A 6,548-nucleotide genomic window follows, 5' to 3' on the forward strand; every position below is an offset into this window, starting at 1 on the left:
GGGTTTCGCGTCATAAAAATAAGGACATTTGCACTGCCGTGGCCACTTACTCCCGCCTGATCCGCCGCCTGATGGTCACCTCGTTGACCATCGTCATCAGCCGTGCGCTGATCAGTCCGCTACTGACCCTGTTTCTCAGCAACAAACTGGGCCTCAACCCGCAGGACGTCGGCTTGTTGCTGGGCATCGCGGTGTTCAGCGCCACGCTGTTCTCGCTGTACGGCGGTTACATCATCGATCGGCTCGACAAGCGCCGGCTGTTGATCCTGACCATGCTCTCCAGCGGCATTGGCCTGATCCTGCTGACCTTCGCGCAAAATCTGTATCTGGTCACGCTGGTGCTGATCATCAGTGAAACGGCTTCAGCGCTGTTCCTGATCTGCTCCAAGGCGATCCTCAGTGAAAATCTGCCGGTGGGCCAACGGGTCAAGGCGTTTTCGCTGAACTACACACTGACCAATATTGGTTACGCCATCGGCCCGATGATTGGCGTAGTGATTGCCGGGATCTGGCCCTCGGCGCCGTTTATTGTCGCGGGCCTGATTGCCTGTGGCAGCATTCTCCTGTTGCTGGGCGTCTCCCGTGAGGTGAACCCTCTGGCGTCGGCCAGCCAACCGCAAAGCTTCGTGAAAACCCTGATCATCCTGAAAAACGACCGCACGATGATCCTGTTTACCCTCGGTTGCCTGCTCAGTACGCTGGTGCACGGGCGCTTCACCCTGTACCTGTCGCAATACCTGCTGGCGACCCACACCCAACAACAGACGCTCGACACCATGGCCGCCCTGCTCGCCTGCAACGCGATCACAGTGATCCTGCTGCAATACCAGATCGGCCGTTTTCTCAAGCGCGAGCACCTGCGCTTCTGGATTGCCGGCGGCACCGCGTTGTTCATCGTCGGTCTGATCGGCTTCAGCCTGGCGGACAGCCTCGTTGGCTGGTGCGTGGCGATGTTCATCTTCACCCTCGGCGAGATGATCATCTACCCGGCGGATTTCCTTTTTGTCGACACTCTCGCTCCAGAAGAACTGCGCGGCAGTTACTACGGTGCACAGAACCTCGCCGCGCTGGGCGGCGCGGTGAGCCCGGTGATGTGCGGGTTCCTGCTGATGCACACGCCGGCGCCAAGCATGTTCTACGCTTTGAGCGCTCTGGCAGCGCTGGGTGGGTATTTGTGTTTTGTCAGTGGGCGGCGTGTGGCGACAATTCAAAAATAATGCACTGAAGCAGCATTTATATGAATTTGTCAGCATCGAGTTTGCACGGCACACTGTGCGCGTTCCTCCCCCAATAGTTGGAACGCTTCGAGGACTTTCCGAAACGGACAAGTCCTTTTTTTTGCCCCGAATTTAGCGCAAGGACCCGATTCACATGCTCGCTCGCTGGTTGCCTGCCGCCATCAACACCCGCCCCACCGAATGGAGCCGCGCCGCCATTGGCATGGCGTTGGGCACGCTGTTCAGCGTCTGGGCGTGCGGTCAGGTGTTCGGCCATGAAGTCGCCTATCACCTGATCGGGCCACTGGGCGCATCGGCGGTGTTGCTGTTCGCTGTGTCTTCCGGTGCGCTCGCGCAACCGTGGTCGATCATCGGCGGCTACCTGTGCGCCAGTGTTGTCGCGCTGCTGGTGGCCCACGTGCTGGGTCGAACCTTGGGCAGCGCGTGTCTGGCGGCAGGCATGGCGCTGATCCTGATGTGCTGGCTGCGCTGCCTGCACCCACCGGCCGGTGCGCTCGCGCTGACGCTGGTACTGGCCGATCCGGCAACCGTCGCCCTGGACTGGAAAGCCATGGAGCCGGTGATGCTGGCCGCTGCGTGCATGCTGCTCAGCGCTCTGGTCTACAACAACCTGACGCGCATCCGCTACCCGAAACGCCCGACCGAGCCCGCGCCATTGATGACGCCGATCGACAACCAGGCCATCACCGCCGCTGACTTGAAACTGGCACTGGCGGATATGCAAGCGTTTATCGACGTCACGCCCGAGGATCTCGAACAACTGATTCACGCCAGCGAGCTGCACGCCAAACGCCGCAGCATTGGCGAAGTTTTCACCCGATAAACACCTGAATCAGTGTGGCGAGGGAGCAAGCTCCCTCGCCACAATGACTAGCCGTGCACTGCTGCAAAAACGCAAACTCCCCCTGCACATATCCCCGTTGTACACGGCAAATTTGCACTGTTACGATCCGTTAACGCTCGCGCGCGAGCTTCTCGAATAAAGACAATAAAAGCAGGGAGTTAGTGATGACTGCTCAGGCTTCATCCCCGCGGACCCCGTCCATGGATGCCACGCAAAAAGAAGTGCTGGCCGAGGTTCGCAATCACATCGGTCACCTGACCCTCAACCGCCCCGCCGGTCTCAACGCCATCACCCTCGACATGGTTCGCCAGTTGCAGCAGCAACTCGACGTTTGGGCCACTGACCCCAGTGTGCTTGCCGTAGTGTTGCGCGGTGCCGGGGAAAAGGCTTTCTGCGCCGGTGGCGATATCCGTTCCCTGTACGACAGTTTCAAAAGCGGCGACACGCTGCACGAAGATTTCTTCGTCGAGGAATACGCCCTCGACCTGACGATTCATCACTACCGCAAACCGGTGCTGGCCCTGATGGACGGCTTTGTCCTCGGCGGCGGCATGGGCCTGGTACAAGGTGCGGATTTGCGGGTGGTTACCGAAAAGAGCCGCCTGGCGATGCCGGAAGTGGCCATCGGTTATTTTCCGGATGTCGGCGGCAGCTATTTCCTCTCGCGGATTCCCGGTGAACTGGGTGTCTATCTGGGCGTCAGCGGCGTGCAGATTCGCGCGGCCGATGCGCTGTATTGCGGGCTGGCCGACTGGTACGTCGACAGCAGCAAACTGCCGAGCCTGGACGAGCAACTCGATCACCTGGAATGGCACGACACGCCGCTCAAGGACCTGCAAAGCCTGCTCGCCAAAAATGGCGTGCAGACCCTGGCCGATGCACCGTTGCAACAGCTGCGCCCGGCCATCGACCACTTCTTCGCCCTGCCGGACGTGCCGAGCATCGTCGAGCAGCTGCGTGCGGTGACGGTCGCCGACAGTCACGCGTGGGCCACCGCCACTGCTGACCTGCTGGAGACCCGCTCACCGCTGGCAATGGCCGTGACCCTGGAGATGCTTCGCCGTGGCCGCCAACTGAGCCTGGAACACTGCTTCGCCCTCGAACTGCATCTGGATCGCCAGTGGTTCGAACGCGGCGACCTGATCGAAGGCGTGCGCGCCCTGCTGATCGACAAAGACAAGACACCACGCTGGAACCCGCCGACCCTCGCTGCGCTGGACGCCGGGCACGTCGCGAGTTTTTTCCACGGGTTTACTGAGAGCGGGAGCTGAGCCATGCACGATCTCGAACTGACTGAAGAACAAGTGATGATCCGCGACATGGCCCGGGACTTTGCCCGTGGCGAAATCGCGCCCCATGCGCAAGCCTGGGAAAAGGCCGGCTGGATCGACGACGCGCTGGTGGCGAAGATGGGCGAACTGGGCCTGCTGGGCATGGTGGTGCCCGAGGAATGGGGCGGCACTTACGTCGATTACGTGGCATACGCCTTGGCCGTGGAAGAAATCTCTGCCGGCGACGGCGCGACCGGCGCGTTCATGAGCATCCACAACTCGGTGGGCTGTGGGCCGGTCATGAATTACGGCAGCGAAGAGCAGAAACAGACCTGGCTGGCCGACCTCGCCAGTGGTCAGACCATCGGCTGCTTCTGCCTGACTGAACCGCAAGCCGGCTCCGAGGCGCACAACCTGCGCACCCGCGCCGAACTGCGTGACGGCCAGTGGGTGATCAACGGCGCCAAGCAATTCGTCAGCAACGGCAAACGGGCGAAACTGGCAATCGTATTTGCGGTGACTGATCCGGATCTGGGCAAGAAAGGCATCTCCGCGTTTCTGGTGCCCACCGATACCCCGGGCTTCATCGTCGACCGCACCGAACACAAGATGGGCATCCGCGCCTCCGACACCTGCGCCGTGACGCTCAACAACTGCAGCATTCCCCAGGCTAACCTGCTCGGCGAGCGTGGCAAGGGCCTGGCGATTGCCCTGTCCAACCTCGAAGGCGGACGCATCGGCATCGCCGCACAAGCCCTGGGCATTGCCCGGGCCGCGTTTGAAGCAGCGCTGGTTTACTCGCGTGAACGCATCCAGTTCGGCAAGCCGATCAACGAACACCAGAGCATCGCCAACCTGCTGGCCGACATGCACATGCAAATCAACGCGGCACGCTTGATGATCCTGCACGCGGCGCGTCTGCGCACGGCGGGTAAACCGTGCCTGTCGGAAGCTTCACAGGCCAAGCTGTTCGCGTCCGAAATGGCCGAAAAGGTCTGTTCTTCGGCGATTCAGATTCATGGCGGGTATGGGTACCTGGAGGATTATCCGGTCGAGAAATACTACCGCGACGCGCGGATTACCCAGATCTACGAAGGCTCGAGCGAGATTCAGCGCATGGTGATTGCGCGTGAACTGAAGAACTACCAGCTCTAAAAGCATCGCGAGCAGGCTCACGCCTACAGGGACTTTGCGTACGACGCAGATCCACTGTGAGAGCGGGCTTGCTCGCGAAGGCGTCAGTCAGGTCAACCCATTATTTGCCCTGAAATTCCGGCGCCCGTTTGGCCACAAACGCCGCCATGCCTTCCTTCTGATCCTGGGTGGCAAACGCCGCATGGAACACCCGGCGCTCGAAGCGCACGCCTTCGGTCAGGTTGACCTCAAAAGCACGGTTGACGCTTTCCTTGACCATCATTGCAATCGGCAGCGATTTGCTGGCGATCACTGCAGCGACTTTCAGCGCTTCGTCCAGCAACTCATCGCTCGGCACGATACGCGCGACAATGCCGCAACGCTCGGCTTCGACTGCATCGATCAAACGTCCGCTCAGGCACATTTCCATGGCCTTGGCCTTGCCCACGGCACGGGTCAGGCGCTGGGTGCCGCCCATGCCCGGGAGCACGCCGAGGTTGATTTCCGGCTGGCCGAACTTTGCATTGTCGCCGGCCAGAATGAAGTCGCACATCAGCGCCAGTTCGCAGCCGCCCCCGAGGGCGAAGCCGTTGACTGCCGCGATGATCGGCTTGCGTCGGTTGGCCACGCGGTCGCTGTCGCTGAACAGATCATCCATGTAGATCTGCGGGTAGGTCAGCTCGGCCATTTCCTTGATATCGGCACCAGCAGCAAAAGCTTTTTTCGAGCCGGTGATGACGATACAGCCGATGTTCGCATCCGCTTCGAGGCCATCGAGGGCGTGGTTCACTTCGCTGACCAGTTGCGCATTCAGGGCGTTGAGCGCCTGCGGGCGATTCAGGGTGATCAGACCGACGCGGCCGTGGTTTTCCAGCAGAATTGTTTCGTAAGTCATGGGCAAGATTCCTTGTCAGAGATTGCGCGAAATAACCATGCGCTGAATGTCGCTGGTGCCTTCGTAGATCTGGCAGACACGCACATCGCGGTAGATGCGTTCCAGCGGGAAGTCGTTGAGGTAACCGTAACCGCCCAGCGTCTGCAGTGCCATCGAGCAGACCTTCTCGGCCATTTCCGAGGCGAACAGTTTCGCCATCGAGGCTTCGACCAGGGCTGGCTGACCACTGTCACGCAGGGCAGCAGCGTAATGCACCATTTGCCGGGCGACAGCGATCTGCGTGGCCATGTCGGCGAGGCGGAAGGCCACGGCCTGGTGTTCGATGATCGGTTTGCCAAAGGTGTCGCGCTCACGGGCGTAATCGCGAGCCGCTTCGAACGCAGCGCGGGCCATGCCCACCGATTGCGAGGCAATGCCGACGCGTCCGCCTTCAAGGTTGGCCAGGGCAATCTTGTAGCCTTCGCCCTCTTCGCCCAAGCGGTTGGCAACCGGCACTTTCACGTCTTCAAAGAGAATCTGGCAGGTGTCCGAGGCGTGCTGGCCGAGCTTGTCTTCGACCCGGGCGACTTTGTAGCCAGGCGAATCAGTGGGCACGATGAACGCACTGATGCCCCGTTTACCGGCGCTCGGGTCGGTCACGGCAAACACGATCACGATCCCGGCGTTCTGCCCGGAGGTGATGAATTGTTTGCAGCCGTTGAGTACGTAGTGATCGCCTTCAAGGCGTGCGCGGGTTTTCAGGCTGCTGGCATCGGAACCGGCTTGTGGTTCAGTCAGCGCGAAGGCACCAAGCATGGCGCCGCTGGCCAGCGGTTTGAGGAAACGTTCGCGCTGGTCGTCGTTGCCGAACTTGAGGATCGGCACGCAGCCCACCGAGTTGTGCACGCTCATGATGGTCGAGCAGGCACCGTCGCCAGCGGCGATTTCTTCCAGGGCCATGGCGTAAGCCAGATAGCCCGTGTCACAGCCACCCCACTGCTCCGGCACCAGCATGCCGAAAAAGCCCAGTTCGGCCATCTCGCCGATGGCTTCCTTGGGGAAACGGTGCTCGCGATCCCACTCGGCGGCGAACGGTTTCAGCCGTTCCTCGGCGAACTGCCGGGCCATGTCGCGGATCTGGGTCTGGTCTTCGTTGGGAATCATGGTGAGTCCTTAATTCTAGTCAA

General features: G+C 60.9%; 6 protein-coding genes. 4 read left to right on the forward strand and 2 right to left on the reverse strand.

What is annotated here, in order from left to right:
- Positions 1-38: 38 nt before the first annotated feature.
- The 4 genes from U862_RS0107470 (at position 39) to U862_RS0107485 (ending at position 4,508) form a co-directional block, all read left to right on the forward strand.
- Entirely contained in the window at positions 39-1,217 is a 1,179-nt protein-coding gene (locus U862_RS0107470) for an MFS transporter (RefSeq protein WP_025109810.1), read from the forward strand.
- 154 nt (positions 1,218-1,371) lie between these two features.
- Positions 1,372-2,061, forward strand: coding sequence for an HPP family protein (locus U862_RS0107475; protein ID WP_025109811.1), 690 nt, complete (start codon positions 1,372-1,374; stop codon positions 2,059-2,061).
- A gap of 185 nt (positions 2,062-2,246) precedes the next feature.
- Positions 2,247-3,353, forward strand: a complete 1,107-nt coding sequence (locus tag U862_RS0107480) for an enoyl-CoA hydratase/isomerase family protein (protein WP_025109812.1) — start codon at positions 2,247-2,249, stop codon at positions 3,351-3,353.
- 3 nt (positions 3,354-3,356) lie between these two features.
- Positions 3,357-4,508, forward strand: a complete 1,152-nt coding sequence (locus U862_RS0107485) for an acyl-CoA dehydrogenase family protein (protein WP_025109813.1) — start codon at positions 3,357-3,359, stop codon at positions 4,506-4,508.
- A gap of 100 nt (positions 4,509-4,608) precedes the next feature.
- Here the strand turns inward: U862_RS0107485 and U862_RS0107490 are convergent, their stop codons facing one another.
- Entirely contained in the window at positions 4,609-5,382 is a 774-nt protein-coding gene (locus tag U862_RS0107490) for an enoyl-CoA hydratase (RefSeq protein ID WP_025109814.1), read from the reverse strand.
- Between the two features lie 15 nt (positions 5,383-5,397).
- Positions 5,398-6,525 (reverse strand): acyl-CoA dehydrogenase, encoded by a 1,128-nt coding sequence (locus U862_RS0107495; protein WP_025109815.1) that lies wholly within the window; start codon positions 6,523-6,525, stop codon positions 5,398-5,400.
- Between the last annotated feature and the right edge of the window lie 23 nt (positions 6,526-6,548).

This window comes from Pseudomonas sp. H1h (assembly GCF_000633255.1).
Classification (GTDB): Bacteria; Pseudomonadota; Gammaproteobacteria; order Pseudomonadales; family Pseudomonadaceae; genus Aquipseudomonas.